This window comes from Paenibacillus sp. FSL H8-0104 (assembly GCF_038050215.1).
In the GTDB taxonomy this organism is placed as follows: Bacteria; Bacillota; Bacilli; order Paenibacillales; family Paenibacillaceae; genus Paenibacillus; species Paenibacillus amylolyticus.
On sequence record NZ_JBBOTC010000001.1, the window covers coordinates 4,293,704 to 4,306,993 of the forward strand.

17 protein-coding genes are annotated in these 13,290 nt (G+C 46.7%); 1 reads left to right on the forward strand and 16 read right to left on the reverse strand.

The features are described from left to right. Positions 1–281: 281 nt before the first annotated feature. From NST38_RS19005 to NST38_RS19040, 8 genes are all read right to left on the reverse strand, one after another. Complete coding sequence (locus NST38_RS19005) at positions 282–1,259, reverse strand: biotin--[acetyl-CoA-carboxylase] ligase (protein WP_047843547.1); 978 nt, start codon at positions 1,257–1,259, stop codon at positions 282–284. Then, positions 1,246–2,544, reverse strand: a complete 1,299-nt coding sequence (locus NST38_RS19010) for a CCA tRNA nucleotidyltransferase (protein WP_036672006.1) — start codon at positions 2,542–2,544, stop codon at positions 1,246–1,248. The genes NST38_RS19005 and NST38_RS19010 overlap by 14 nt, the downstream gene beginning before the upstream one ends. Positions 2,545–2,606: 62 nt before the next feature. Further along, on the reverse strand, positions 2,607–3,767 hold the full coding sequence (gene bshA / locus NST38_RS19015; RefSeq protein WP_036672009.1) for an N-acetyl-alpha-D-glucosaminyl L-malate synthase BshA: 1,161 nt from the start codon (positions 3,765–3,767) through the stop codon (positions 2,607–2,609). Positions 3,768–3,866: 99 nt separating this feature from the next. Continuing rightward, on the reverse strand, positions 3,867–4,565 hold the full coding sequence (gene bshB1, locus NST38_RS19020) for a bacillithiol biosynthesis deacetylase BshB1 (protein WP_076250012.1): 699 nt from the start codon (positions 4,563–4,565) through the stop codon (positions 3,867–3,869). Then, positions 4,562–5,002 carry a methylglyoxal synthase gene (mgsA, locus tag NST38_RS19025; protein WP_017687735.1) on the reverse strand — a complete coding sequence of 147 codons (441 nt, stop codon included), beginning with the start codon at positions 5,000–5,002 and terminating at the stop codon, positions 4,562–4,564. Before mgsA ends, bshB1 begins: the two co-directional genes overlap by 4 nt. Positions 5,003–5,013: 11 nt before the next feature. Further along, complete coding sequence (gene dapB / locus NST38_RS19030; RefSeq protein ID WP_036607633.1) at positions 5,014–5,817, reverse strand: 4-hydroxy-tetrahydrodipicolinate reductase; 804 nt, start codon at positions 5,815–5,817, stop codon at positions 5,014–5,016. Positions 5,818–5,897: 80 nt separating this feature from the next. Then, positions 5,898–6,422, reverse strand: coding sequence for a tetratricopeptide repeat protein (locus tag NST38_RS19035; RefSeq protein WP_017687733.1), 525 nt, complete (start codon positions 6,420–6,422; stop codon positions 5,898–5,900). A gap of 50 nt (positions 6,423–6,472) precedes the next feature. Continuing rightward, positions 6,473–6,802 (reverse strand): nucleotide pyrophosphohydrolase, encoded by a 330-nt coding sequence (locus tag NST38_RS19040; protein WP_076250011.1) that lies wholly within the window; start codon positions 6,800–6,802, stop codon positions 6,473–6,475. 171 nt (positions 6,803–6,973) lie between these two features. Here NST38_RS19040 and NST38_RS19045 point away from each other — a divergent pair, with 171 nt between their 5' ends. Continuing rightward, positions 6,974–7,843: a YitT family protein gene (locus NST38_RS19045; RefSeq protein ID WP_076250010.1), complete on the forward strand. Its 870-nt coding sequence runs from the start codon at positions 6,974–6,976 to the stop codon at positions 7,841–7,843. Between the two features lie 121 nt (positions 7,844–7,964). Here NST38_RS19045 and NST38_RS19050 read toward each other — a convergent pair whose 3' ends face one another. The 8 genes from NST38_RS19050 to NST38_RS19085 all read right to left on the reverse strand — a co-directional run bounded on the left by NST38_RS19050 (position 7,965) and on the right by NST38_RS19085 (position 13,254). Next, positions 7,965–8,834, reverse strand: coding sequence for a sporulation protein YpjB (locus tag NST38_RS19050; RefSeq protein ID WP_076250009.1), 870 nt, complete (start codon positions 8,832–8,834; stop codon positions 7,965–7,967). A 66-nt stretch (positions 8,835–8,900) separates the two neighbouring features. Continuing rightward, positions 8,901–9,527, reverse strand: a complete 627-nt coding sequence (locus tag NST38_RS19055) for a DUF1405 domain-containing protein (protein ID WP_036607641.1) — start codon at positions 9,525–9,527, stop codon at positions 8,901–8,903. Between the two features lie 113 nt (positions 9,528–9,640). Then, a complete protein-coding gene (locus NST38_RS19060; RefSeq protein ID WP_076250008.1) occupies positions 9,641–10,525 on the reverse strand; it encodes a menaquinol-cytochrome c reductase cytochrome b/c subunit in 885 nt (294 codons plus the stop codon). 21 nt (positions 10,526–10,546) lie between these two features. Next, positions 10,547–11,218, reverse strand: a complete 672-nt coding sequence (qcrB, locus tag NST38_RS19065) for a menaquinol-cytochrome c reductase cytochrome b subunit (RefSeq protein ID WP_017687726.1) — start codon at positions 11,216–11,218, stop codon at positions 10,547–10,549. Positions 11,219–11,233: 15 nt separating this feature from the next. Beyond that, a complete protein-coding gene (locus NST38_RS19070; RefSeq protein ID WP_017687725.1) occupies positions 11,234–11,776 on the reverse strand; it encodes a QcrA and Rieske domain-containing protein in 543 nt (180 codons plus the stop codon). A gap of 192 nt (positions 11,777–11,968) precedes the next feature. Next, complete coding sequence (locus tag NST38_RS19075) at positions 11,969–12,391, reverse strand: DUF2487 family protein (protein ID WP_076250007.1); 423 nt, start codon at positions 12,389–12,391, stop codon at positions 11,969–11,971. Positions 12,392–12,544: 153 nt separating this feature from the next. Continuing rightward, positions 12,545–12,724 (reverse strand): IDEAL domain-containing protein, encoded by a 180-nt coding sequence (locus tag NST38_RS19080; RefSeq protein ID WP_017687723.1) that lies wholly within the window; start codon positions 12,722–12,724, stop codon positions 12,545–12,547. A gap of 23 nt (positions 12,725–12,747) precedes the next feature. Then, a complete protein-coding gene (locus NST38_RS19085; RefSeq protein ID WP_036607653.1) occupies positions 12,748–13,254 on the reverse strand; it encodes a gamma carbonic anhydrase family protein in 507 nt (168 codons plus the stop codon). Between the last annotated feature and the right edge of the window lie 36 nt (positions 13,255–13,290).

A 13,290-nucleotide genomic window follows, 5' to 3' on the forward strand; every position in this document is an offset into this window, starting at 1 on the left:
CTAAAAAGTCCCGAAAAGTCAAAAAAGAGTCACTTGCGATCGTCCCTTCTGTCTCGGTCCTCTTCGGCTCAGAGCAGAATCCAACAACTCACTTAAACGTATTTCATTCTTGCACTGCGGTCTGCTTGTATAAAACACATCAAAGCAGAACAAAGGTTACTGTTACGGGAGTGCAATTCGGTCTGCATTTGCCGATATCGCCTCACGAACACAGTATACCAAAGTTCTGCTCAAACTTCACGTCTTATGTTCATTTTACCAGTGGAAATTCGACAAATTGTTTATGATTTCCAGGAAATCTCACCAGAGATGATTAGTGTATGTTCTCCATCGTGCTTCTCCACGATAAGTGCACCAGAAGGGTCAAGACCAATTGCCTTCCCTTCAATGACACCATGAGGATTCGTCACTGTAATCTCTCGATTCATCGATACGGACAGGGCCTCCCATAGAGCTGAGATTACGCCAAATCCTTCTTTTTGATACAAAAAATACAACTGTTCAAGCTCCGTCAAAATGGCAGCCGTTAGTTTGGTGCGATCAACGGATTGACCCGTCTCCATCTTGAGCGAAGTAGCGATTGTGGTCAGATCTTCCGGATAATCCTCGGGATCAAAGTTCACGTCAACGCCTATACCTGCGATACAGTATCTGACTTCATGATCTTCTACCGTAGATTCAAGCAATATGCCACATACCTTGCGTCCGTCAATCAACACATCATTTGGCCATTTGATGCCCGCATCAGCTCCTGAACAAGCTCGAACGGCACGACATACAGCCACTCCTGTTAATAAAGTTAGCTGCGGCGTATGCTGAAGTGGTAGATCAGGGCGTAACAGGACACTCATCCAGATTCCTTTACCCGGAGGAGAGAACCACTGTCGACCGAAACGTCCTCTTCCTCCTGTTTGTTCTTCCGCAATGACCACAGCGCCTTCTGCCTGCCCTTGCTCAGCTAGCTTGAGAACATCCCCTTGCGTAGACAGGGTCGAAGCCAACAAAACAGCCTTACGGCCAAATACGGTTGTATCCAGGGCCAATTGGAGGCCAGTAGCGTCAATGCTATCCGGCTTCGTTAACAGACGGTATCCTTTGCGGGATACCGCTTCAAACTCATAACCCATGTCTCGCAACTTGTTCACATGTTTCCACACAGCGGTCCGACTGATGGACAGATTACGGCTGATCTCTTCACCCGATACGAATCGTCCTTCTGCATTTAATAACATATGTAACAGATCTTCATGTTTGGTCATCTTGAACCACCCGCTTCACTTCTGCACTTAGTGCTTCATGCTGATTCGCTATCGTTCCAATCGCCGTTTCTCGTAACAAATGTTTCATTAGTTGCCCCAGCCAAGGCCCGCCTTTGCGCTGCACCATTTGTAACACTTGTTCCCCTGTAATATCCAACTCTTTCAAGTCATGCACAGGGATCGATTGACTCCATTCGGCTGCAAGCTCTTGTACTAATACAACCTGCATTTCTGCCGGTTCGGACTGATTCCGCCATTCTGCTGGCAGTGCAGACTGTATTCGAAGCCAATCATCCGCCGCCTGAACGCCACAAGCCAGAACAGTAACGATCCAATCGGAACGGAGACTGACCGTATCCTTCGGCTCCTGAACGGAAGTATGAATCAACTGTTCCACCTGAAGGACCCCTGTTATACGAGAACGATGTTCATTGGAGAATGTCCACTGACGTAATAATACATCTGCTTCATCCTTGCTATAACCGCCAGCAATCAGGATGAGTGACCAACGAAGCAACACATGCTGACCTGACAATTGTTCCAAATTGGATAACAACATCTTGTTAAATCGGGTCGAGCTTACCGGCGCTTTGATATGCGCAAGGGAATCACTTCTGTATAACAGCTCCAACCCTCTTAAAGGATGCGGTCCAGACATCATTTTTACCATCTCGGTACGTACCCGTTCCATTGCTATATGTTGAAGCAGGTCTTTCTGCCTTACAAGACCCTTCCACGTGTTATGGGCAATTTTGAAATCAAATACGGAAGCAAACCGGACACAGCGGAGCATCCGCAGTGCATCTTCACCAAATCGTTCCATCGCAGAACCCACACATCTGACTCGCTCTTCCTTGATATCTGCCTGTCCACCGAACGGATCAACGATTGTCCCAGTGACGTCCATAGCCAGAGCGTTCATCGTGAAGTCGCGCCGCTGTAAGTCTTCCTTGATATCCTGAACAAATTGAACCGCAGCAGGTCTGCGATTATCCTGATATTCGGATTCTGTTCGAAATGTGGTCACTTCAAAGTAATAACCGCCTGAACGAACGGTAACCGTACCGTGTTGTAAACCTGTAGGAATACAATCGTCAAACAGTTCCATGACTTGCTCAGGAGAAGCAGATGTCGTGATATCCATATCGTCCACAACACGTTCCAGCAATTCGTCACGAACGCAACCACCTACCCAATATGCCTTGTAGCCATGTTTGTTTAATGTTGTGAGTACATTCTCACTCTGCATTGCCATTTCACGATCTACCTGTGTCCATTGAACCACCACATATCACCTCTTCTCTTGCCTGTTGTGGTATGCACAGTATGATTTCGTCAAAGAAATGATTAACCGCAAACCGGCTTCAGATTCGGAACTTCCCTTCCCAACACCCGGTAATATATCTGTTCATATTCATGCCGAATAGCATCATTGCAAAAGTCGTGATGCGCGCGCTGAAGACATGCTTCCCTGAACTCAGCAGCCAAACGATCGTCCGTCAATAAACGGATGGTGTTCTCGGCCATGGATTGTGTATCCCCAATCGCGGATAAATACCCCGTCTTACCATGTAAGACCAGTTCCGGAATTCCTCCGGCCTGTGAACCGATTGTGGGTACGCCACAAGCCATTGCTTCGAGCGCCACAAGTCCGAAACTTTCCTTCTCCGATGGAAGCATCAACACGTCTGCCATGGAAATGACCTGAGCAATGTCATCCTGTTTGCCAAGGAAATGAACTTTATCATTCAAGCCGAGATCATTAATCTTCCATTGCATCTTCGGCAAATCAGGTCCTTCACCAACAAATAACAGTTTGGCAGGAACCTGCTCCTGTACCTGACGGAAGACCTCTACCACATCCTGAGTTCTTTTCACCGGTCGGAAATTGGAGATGTGCATTAATATTTTTTCGTCAGGCGTAGCAAAGTCTCTTCGCAGACTGGCAGCATCCCGCGGATAATATATTCGTTTGTCAATAAAATTATAGGTTAGATCGATTGGACGCTGAATATCCAGCAATTCGACCGTTTCTCGAATCAAATCTTGTGATACGGCAGTAACCGCGTCACTTTCATTAATGGCTAGACGGATCAGATCCTTCAGAGATTCATCCTGAGCCAGAACCGTAATATCCGTTCCGTGTAACGTGGTAACCACTTTAAGGCCGTCCCCTACCATTTGTTTCGCAAGAAAGGCACATACTGCGTGGGGCACGGCATAATGAACATGCAGCAGATCCAGCTGCTGTGACTTAGCCACCTGAGCCATCTTTGTTGCCAGTGACAGGTCATACGGAGGGTAACGGAAAACATAATAATCATTTACTTCAACTTCATGATAAAAAATATTTTTCTGGAACGTACCCAGTCTGAACGGGATACTGTTGGCAATAAAATGAACCTGATGCCCCTGTTCGGCAAGTAATTTGCCCAGCTCCGTTGCGACAACGCCAGACCCGCCGAGGGACGGATAACAGGTGATGCCGATTTTTAGCTTTTTATCCATCCTGTGGACGCTCCTTTGATCTCCCGCTTCATGCAGGTTGATATAATGCAATGGAATAATGAAACCCTTCGTTTCATTAAACGTAAAATGTGAAATCGTTTATTGGGCACCCGGGCCAAATTGATGAACCACGTAAGGTGTAATTGTAGCAAAACCTTCTGCAAACGGGATGAGACTGCGTTGTCCGAGCAAGGAATCACGGGCTCTTACACGTTCAATATACCCTTGATTCAATGGCGTCGAGACCGCTCCGTCTCCCAGTTCGAATTGGGAACGATAAGAGAGCAATGATGTTTCTTTTTGCTCATAGTGTTCCGTAATATCAACAATCAAATCCGTAGGCCCGATGTCATTAATAAAGTAAAAATAAAGTTCCTTCACCTGCACGGCAGGCATGTCCGGCATGTAGTTGCGAAGCTTGGCGTTAAATACAGCCTCCTGTACAAGCTTACTGCAATTGACATGATCCGGATGACGATCTTCCCAATACGGAGCAAACACCATCCGAGGGGCATGACGCCGTATCTCAGCCGTCACCTCCTGTACATGTTCAGGCGTAAGATATAAGCCACGATCAGGAAGCCCCAGATTCGTTCGACACGAAAGACCGAGGACGCGGGAGGCTTGCTCCGCTTCCTCGGTTCTGCGCTCTACTGTTCCGTTGGAAGACATCTCAGCACGAGTCAGATCACACACGCCTACTTTCAAGCCGGCAGCGGTATGTTTGGCAATCGTTCCACCCATACCAATCTCCGCGTCGTCTGCATGTGCTCCAAAGATGAGAATATCCAGACTCATTCGGAATCACCTGAATTCAATCCAGCCTCCGGCTTGTACTTATGTACCAGCTCTCTCCAGGCAAAATCGCCACGATCCAGAGCCTTAACCAGAATCTCAGCGGTTGCGATATTGGTGGCAAGTGGAATTCCCTGCACATCACAAAGACGTAGCAACGCATTAATATCCGGCTCGTGAGGTTGTGCCATCAATGGATCGCGCAAGAAAATAATCAGATCCATCTCATTTTGCGCAACCAAAGCTCCAATCTGTTGATCTCCGCCCAATGGGCCTGATTCGAATCGATGAATCTTCAGAGACGTTCCTTCCATAATACGAAGGCCTGTTGTTCCTGTAGAATATAATTGATGGTCCGTAAAAACAGGCTCATATGCCGTCACGAAGTTAACCATCTCTTCTTTTTTACGATCATGGGCGATAAATGCTATTTTCAACATGACAATCTCCTTTAGTCGATAAAGTGGTCAAATCCGTAGATCATTCCTGTATACTCCATAACCTTTTGCACACCAATCTTAACACCAGGCATATAACCTGCGCGCTCGTAGGAGTCATGCCGAATTTTGAGTGACTGTCCATAGTCTCCGAAAACAACTTCCTGCTGCGCGAATACACCAGGCAATCGTACACTGTGAATTCGGAAGCCATTGTAATACCCGCCGCGTGATCCTTCAATCGTTTCTTCCTCATTCGGATTACCTTGACGAAGTTCTTCCCGATTGGCAGCAATCAGTTCCGCTGTTTTGATCGCAGTTCCTGAAGGAGCATCCAGCTTCTGATCTCCGTGATATTCGATGATCTCCACATTTGGCATATGTTTGGCAGCCTGTGCTGCGAATCGCATCATCAAAATGGCACCAATCGAGAAGTTAGGGGCAATAAGCCCTCCAATTCCTTTGTCCTGGCACTGCTTGTCCAACTGTTCGATCTGCTCCGGCGTGAAGCCAGTAACACCCATGACAGGTCTGACTCCATGACGGATCGCGATCTCAGTATGTGCAAACGCAAATTGTGGTACTGTAAAATCAACCATAACCTGAGGTTTTGTTTCGGCAAAAGCCATTTCGATATCATCAGTCACCAGCACCCCACACTCTGGCAAACCAACAAGGGTTCCTGCATCCGTGCCTGCTCCGGAGCGGTTGACAGCCGCTGCAAGCTCCAATTCCGGGTCCTGAAGTACCAATTTCACAACTTCACGGCCCATACGGCCAGCCGCTCCGATCACGGCAACTCTGATTACTTCACTCATATTGACTGCATCTCCTCGCTATGTTGGATCATATCGTTGAATCCATTTCTACTCAAAAGAAATCTTTGCAAAATGAATTCTTATTGAATGGATTTCATACGTTGCTTGATTTCCTGTAACATCTGATGCAGTTGCCCATTCTGCGGGTCCAGCAAAATTGCCTCACGCAGCGCCTGAATTGCATAGTCAAATTCATTTAAATCACTATAAGCCAGCGCAAGCATAACATGAGCTTCCACTGAGAGCGGATCAAGTTTGACTGCTTCTTGCAGAAGCGTAGACGCTTCCACATAGCGCTCCTGTGTTGCAATACCCGCCTGCTCCAACAGCAACTTCGCTCTGGAGGTCAATTGTTTTGCTTCCAACGTCTGCAGATGTAAAATATACTCTTCGGTTCCTGGCGACAATTCAACCGACTTGCGCGCATATTCAAGCGCTGGAACCAGATGTTTGCTGCGGGCGTGTGTAATGGAACAGCGATAATATAACTCCGCATGTTTTGGATGAGCATGAATGGCTGACTCGAACCAACGAATCGCCTGCTCAAAATCATTTTGCAATATACAGCGGTAAGCCTGCTGCATATATTCTTCCGGTTTCATCATTAAGCTGACCCTCCCCGATCGGGTGATGGTACAGCATATGTAATCTACGCCTAATCGGTGTTTTTGGGAGTCCACCGATTGGCATCGCGGGTGTTAAATTTATGCATGACTTTGTCGTGCGCCTCAGCCAGATCAATTCCCAGTGAGTTCGCAAAACAAATCGTGATAAATAAAATATCTCCAAGCTCAAGTGCAATGGAATTGGCTGCTTCGGAAGATTTCTTCGGCTTCTCGCCGAATTCATGATTCACTTCCCTGGCGAGCTCCCCAACCTCTTCAGACATCCGGGCCAACATGGCCAGAGGACTGAAATACCCCTCCTTGAACTGGGAGATATACTGATCAACCTCACGTTGCATTTCTGCGATGCTTTTCTCCATGAGAACGGATTCTCCTTTGAAATGATGTCGTATTTGTTCCTAATAATATCAGTTATTTAGATTCACTTCCACCATCATCAGCGACAAATCATTTTTAAAGAATCAATAAACAGGTATACTAGATGGGAATGATTGCTTCTTCATTCTAATTTATCTACAGCGAGGGATCTTATGAGCACTGCCAAAGCCTGGATACAAGTTAAACTGGTTCTTCCCATCGTGCTGGGTACAGCCTTATATGCCTTTGGGCTCCTCTATTTCATTATCCCCAACCAGCTTATGGAAGGTGGCCTCACTGGGGTTACGGTGCTGATCAATTACGCTTTTGGCATCTCACCTTCACTTACAACCTTGATTCTGAATGTTCCCCTCTTTCTGATCGGGCTCAAAATTTTGGGCGGTAGACAGATGATCTATACGGGTATCGGAATCGGGGCACTGACCGTTTTTCTATGGTTGTTTGAGAAGTTGATTCACCTGGGCTGGATTGAACCATTACATACCGAGAATGACCTCCTGCTCGCAGCCCTATATGCAGGTGTCACCCTTGGAGCCGGCCTTGGCATTGTATTCCGTTGGGGCGGAACGACGGGCGGTTCAGACATCATTGCCCGTATTCTCAACCGCAAGTATGGATGGAGCATGGGCCGAGTATTACTGGGCATCGACTTTGTCATTATCGGGCTCTCTCTCATCTACATCCCCAAAGAAAAAATTCTGTATACGCTTGTAGCTGTATTCATCGCCTCCAAAGTCATCGACTTTATTCAGGAAGGTGCATATTCTGCCCGGGCATTTATGATCATTAGTGACCATGCACCCGAGATTGCGGATCAGATCACACGGGATATGGATCGTGGCGTTACTCTCATTCCAGCCATTGGCGCGTACTCTAAACAGGCCAAACACATGGCCTACTGCGTGATCTCCAGGCAAGAGTTCAGGCGATTGCAGACCATTGTACGTTCCATTGACCCGAGAGCTTTTGTCATCATCAGCGATGTTCACGATGTACATGGCGAAGGTTTCAAAGAAAGCTGATATAACACAGAAACTACAAGAAAACCTCTTTTACATGAAGAGCCGTTAGCGTGGCTATTCATGCGGAAAGAGGTCTTTTTTTTATATACCACTTATAGATCAGGATCAAGTTCATATCCGATTAGCGCCGAAAAGGAAAAATCCCCTGCTGCTGCGCACGATATTTACGATATCCGGCGTAACTTAACGTCGCCACAATGACTGAACTAATGAGCAGCCCGGCTGCCCTGCGATCGGGACCCTGTACAAACGGTACAAAGGCACTCTCGTCCTTCTCGCGACCAAACAACTTGTTCACCAGTTCCTCCCCATGGCCAACCATGCTCTTTAATTGAGCCAGATCAGGTTGCTTGGCAGCGGTAAGCCCTTTGGTATGAGATAACCAGGCGTCTATCTGAGCAATTTCATACGGTTCACGGCGAATCAGTGCGGCAGGACGAATCGTCTCATAATGCTCCTCCAGAACGGTGTAGCGGTTTGCCAGTACGGCCGCAGTTTGCCCTTGATTTGTAGCAGCGGATAAAGCGTCCAGATCGTTTTTCACGATTTTATAATATTGAAGCCATAAAGGCTTGGTTGGATTCGCGAGACTATCTGCTGCAAGTCTGAGCTTGGCTGAGGACTGCTGAAGAGAAGCATCGTCATTTTTCACCTTCACAACGGCTTGTTTCACTTCAACTATGGTTTCGGACAAGGCGTGAATGCCCTCGACTGTTGTTTGTCCCTCAAAGGAGATATGCTCCAGACTTTTACTGATACGCAGAATGCTTCCGCGCACTTCTTCAATATTATTCTCGAGCGCCTGACGATACAATATGGCTGCTTCCTCATTCAGTTGTGCAATTGAACTGCTTGTGGACACTTGCTGATTTGAATTCGAATTCAATGCTTCACTTTGCGCGGATACACGATATGCTAAGTTCGTCCACAGCATTAGAGCCATGAACGATACCACCAGTAAGCCAGTTTTGATCCCAAACGTTCTCTTCATGGACATCCCTCCCACCACCAATGTATGGCGGGGGACAGTTCATTAGAACAAGCTCAAGATCGGATATCAGGTTCGTTTCGCCTGTCTTAAGGCCAGCCACGCGCACAGAATGCTTACCAGTGTCAGTCCGAATGTGAAATTACGCACACCATCTACATGATCATAGAGTGATGCGGGTAACCAAGGGTAAATATCATATGTATAATCCATCGTATCGTTCAACAGCGTCCAGAGACCTGCAACGACAAGGGAAGTCCAGCGGAAGCCGAAAAAGCGTACAAAAATTAGAGCTTCTATGGCCATCGCACTATGCGAAGCAATCAACATCCAGTCTTGCCAGTGCTGTGTACCACCTTGCATCCAGCCAGCGAAAATAATGGATACGGCCCACACGCCATATTTCACAGATGTAACCACGGCAAGCGCCTGAATCACATGTCCGATCCGTTTGATAATGATGGACCGCGGTGGGTACAACACCCATAACAACGCTAAAGTAAAAAACAAACTCGCTGTTGGACTATCCGGCACAAATACGATCTGCCAAACCGGCTGCTCAGCCAGCGTCAATTTCATTTGCTCTCCGTACCAGATGTATCCGTATACCGTTCCTACCGCATTACACCAAAATAATAGCCACAGGAAATAACGATTGGTTAGAAATTCCCTACTCCAGAAATACGATAAAGCCACATTCCCTGCCCCTTCCTTCATCAATATTGTGCACGATACAGTGCTGTCCAAAAAAAAACACTTCAAAAAAACCTGACCGCATAAACGATCAGGTTTCATTGGTTATTTCGATTTTACTGTTCTGCTTTCTGTTTCGCAAGCCATTCGGTCAGATGAGTGATCTCTTCATCCGTGACACCTTGAGCGAGGGCGTTATTGTACTGAGGAGGCATCTGGTTATAACCATCTTTAATGATGGTCAGAATCTCTTCCTGGCTGTGCTTGTCACCCACACCCCGAAGTGAAGGTCCACTTGCGCCCTTCATATCAGCCGCATGGCAGCCAATACAACCGGCCTTCTTGTACGTTTCCATTGCAGGATCATCCTGTTCCACGATCGCAACTTCTTCTTGCTGTCCAGGTGCATTGGAAACGGGTGGGAGTCCCTGTTCACGCCTCTCCAGCGCTTCTTCTTCACGTTGAATGTGTTCAGGTTTCTGTCCACTTGCTTCCAACTCATGCTCGTAGTGCGTCCACGCTACATTTGTCAGGTAGAATACAGAAATGACCGACAAAATCATCAGTGATGAAGCAATTGGGCGTTTGTAGAAACGCCGCTCCTTGCCTGTGTCCAGGAATGGTGCCAGCAGCAAAGCTCCAAAAGCGACTCCGCTGACCCCCAGTACCCCGAGCAGAACGTAATCGCCCGATGCGTATGGATACTTTAAGTACTGATACAGAAAAAGGAAGTACCAGTCCGGCATAGGAATTACGGATGCGCTCGGATTGGCCGGATAGCCTAAAGGTGCAGGTTCTGAGATCGTGAGAACCAGAATCCCCACCAATACAACGACACCAACCATCCATTCTTTCAGCAGGAAGTTGGGGATAAAGGCTTCTGATTTGCCGGGATACGCCGTGTAATCAGGAGGGGTAATGAAACCCGCCCCTTTACGGACCCGTGAATCACCGACAAAGATAACCTTTTCCTCATCATCCTTCTTATGTCCGTGAGCCATTGCGATTCCTCCCTTCTCAGTTTATAGTGGTCCCGAAATGCCCTGTCTGCGGATCATGATAAAGTGTCCGACCAGAAGCACCAGAAGCACAGCGGGGAGGAAGAATACGTGCAGGGCAAAGAATCGGGTTAGTGTCTGTGCACCAACAATCGTACCGCCTTGCAGGAATTCTTTAATAATCGGTCCCAGCCAAGGAACCGTATTGGCAATCTCCAGTGTTACTTTTGTTGCAAAATAGGCTTTGTTATCCCATGGCAACAAGTACCCTGTCAGCCCCAGGCCCAACATGACGAAAAAGATCAGCATGCCGACAACCCAGTTCATTTCACGCGGTGCCTTGTAAGAGCCTGTAAAGAACACACGCATCGTATGTAAGAACATCATTACGATAACCAGACTGGCTCCCCAGTGGTGCATGCCGCGAACAATTTGGCCGAAGGCTACTTTGGTCTGCAGGTACTCCACACTTGCGTAGGCATTGATAATATCAGGTACATAATACATGGTCAGGAACATGCCTGACAGAATCTGAATAACAGTAATAAAGAACGTCAATCCACCAAAGCAGTACACGAATGCGGAAAAGTGATGAGCCGGATTTACATGCTCTGGAACTTCATGATCCGCAACGTCCCGCCAGATTGGCGTGATGTCAAGACGCTCGTCAATCCAGTCATAGACATTTTTAAACATCTGCGTTCACGCCTCCTAATTCACTCGGGTGTTCGGAACAATGTCGCCCAGATATACCCAACCCTGCTCTTCCTTGACTACGTACTCATCCAGCGGTTTGGGGGCTACGGCAAGATTCTTCCCTTCCTTGTCATAGTGCGCGCCATGGCAGGGGCAATGATACTCGTCAGGGTACTGCTTGTCACTATTCCAGCCTACTGTACATCCCAGATGTTTACAGATAGGTGAGAGTGCATAAATTTTACCCTGCTCGTCTTTGCGAATCCACGCCACTAACGATGCATTACTCAGATACCAACCATCCTGTTGTTTAAGTTCAAAGGTGAATTCTTGAGGCTCATTCGTAATTTTGCTGATTTCAGCTACTTTGACAGAGGTGCCTTCTCCCTTATGTTGCAAAATCGGGTCCACCGCAAAACGGACCATAGGAAGGATTGCACCGGCGGCCATGTAGGCTGTAGCTCCACCAAGCGTGTACGTCAAAAACTGCCTGCGTGACATCTCCATGCGGCTTGGCAATTTCAATGAAGCTTCGTGGTGGTCATGCTCACTGCTCATACTGTCTCCAACCCCCTTTTTCAGCCAACTCTCTCAAACGTTTTCATTTTCATAAATTCCACGACTTACTAGAACATACATAATCATATAGTAGCCCTAGAACACCGTCAAGAATTTGTCACACATTTTTAAGGTTCAATTGTAAGCGTTATTAAAAAATTGTTGTAAAATTGTCACATTTGTCGCTAAAAACTATTTTTTCCACAACTCTCGTATCTTTTCCCCTACAAATCTCGCAATCCCTTCTTCTCCAACCTCATGAGTTAAGACGGACCGACTCAAAACCAGGTCAGCAGCTGGAATTTCCACGCCATGCAAATGACCATCTGATGACATAATAACCACATATTTGAATCCTGAAGATTTAAGCTGTGCGGACAAGGAATTTAATGTCATTGACAATTCCGAATTAGAATAATGAAAGGCTGGATAAGTCATGATTCTCCCTTTGAAAGGAATTTCGACCAGATCCAGAAAATCTCTCAGCCGCTCCAACGCCTCGGTAGCTTCAACTGGCGACTGCTCACCGCTAAGAGCTGTGTATGGAATAAGGCATGTATCCAGATAGAGTTGCAGTTCAGCCCAGCTGTCTTGAGTCATCTCACTGAATTTCAATTCCCTATATCCCCTCTCTATCCATTTTATTCCCATATTATATATGACTATATCTTATAAATCCAGACATTCATTTCGGAATTAAACATATTAAAAAAAGGAAACACGCATCTGCGCATTCCCTTTTATCTCAGAAAGGAACTATTTTGCTAATCAGTTTATGGTCCTCAGTTCATCCGTCAGACTCCGGAAAGCTACTTCGTCTCCGGTAGCTAACGCTTTATCGATTTCCAAATAGAGCTTCTCGCTGCGCTGTTTGCGAAGCGCTTCGTCCCAAACCATCTCAGCTGCCAGCCCCAACATGACTTCATACGTAACTTTCATTTTATCCAATAGGATGCACCTCCAAAACGGATTTAAGAGCTCCTATATTCTTTTCCTTTGGTAACATAACCCAGTGAAGTTCTGGACATCCGCTCCAGATCGGCATCAGTCAGCTCACGTATCACTTTGGCAGGTGTCCCCAAAGCAAGAGTATAGGGCGGAATTTTACTATTCTCAGTAACAACAGAACCGGCTCCAATCAGCGTATATTCGCCAATATCGGCTCCATTCAGCAGAATGGCTCCCATGCCGATTAATGATCCTGTTCCAATACAACAACCATGAATGATCGCTGTATGTCCTACTGAGACATCATCTCCCACGATCAAAGGTTGATCAGTATTGACATGCCCGACAACGTTATCTTGAATATTACAGCGCTTTCCAATGATAATAGGAGCCAAATCAGCCCGAAGGACTGCATTGAACCAGACGGAAGACTCTTCTCCCATTCTCAAATCACCGATCAGTTTTGCACCTTCAGCCATATATACCGAAGGGTGTAACTGAGGTTGTAGACCTTTGTATGGAATTATCATTATTATCACTCCTTAATTTGGGAGTGATTTTAGCAA